The organism is Metasolibacillus sp. (assembly GCF_025291715.1).
GTDB lineage: Bacteria > Bacillota > Bacilli > Bacillales_A > Planococcaceae > Metasolibacillus > Metasolibacillus louembei.
The window spans coordinates 1-526 of sequence record NZ_JAMBIZ010000080.1 but is presented as its reverse complement, the minus strand read 5'-3'; the positions used below and the strand labels follow the sequence as shown (position 1 = coordinate 526).

Annotated in this window: 2 tRNA genes and 1 pseudogene; 1 reads left to right on the top strand and 2 read right to left on the bottom strand. The window is 40.9% G+C overall.

Features of this window, described 5'->3' with window-relative positions:
* Positions 1-199: pseudogene (locus M3Z76_RS19725) on the top strand (MFS transporter); the annotation flags it as partial.
* A 146-nt stretch (positions 200-345) separates the two neighbouring features.
* Here M3Z76_RS19725 and M3Z76_RS19720 read toward each other — a convergent pair.
* A tRNA-Glu gene (locus M3Z76_RS19720) sits at positions 346-417 on the bottom strand.
* A 5-nt stretch (positions 418-422) separates the two neighbouring features.
* Positions 423-513 (bottom strand) — tRNA-Ser (locus M3Z76_RS19715).
* Positions 514-526 lie beyond the last annotated feature (13 nt).

Below are 526 nucleotides of genomic sequence, written 5' to 3'. Positions count from 1 at the left end.
AGGACTTGGAATTGGAGTCTCCCTAGGATCAGCGATAGCTGGTTTAGTTATTGATAACTTTGGAGCCCATGTAGGATTTAATGTGGCTATTATAGCAGGAGGCCTTGCCTTAACTATTGCACTTTTAGGCTACAAAACTCTTCACTCCGCATATAGTCATGTTGTTATTAAACAAGATGGACATTCAATAGAGAGTTAAAACATGTTCAAAAAATAGGATTATCTCTTCTTATGCATGAGAAAAGGTAATCCTATTTTAAACTTATTATTTATAATCTGTCATAGCTTCTTCTATATCTATACACAACAAAAAAGAGATAGCAGATTATGCTATCTCTTTTAGTATGACCCGTACGGGATTCGAACCCGTGTTACCGCCGTGAAAGGGCGGTGTCTTAACCACTTGACCAACGGGCCAATTATGGCAGAGAAGAAGGGATTCGAACCCTCGCACCGCGTTAGCGATCTACTCCCTTAGCAGGGGAGCCCCTTGAGCCACTTGGGTACTTCTCTATAAATATGGCTC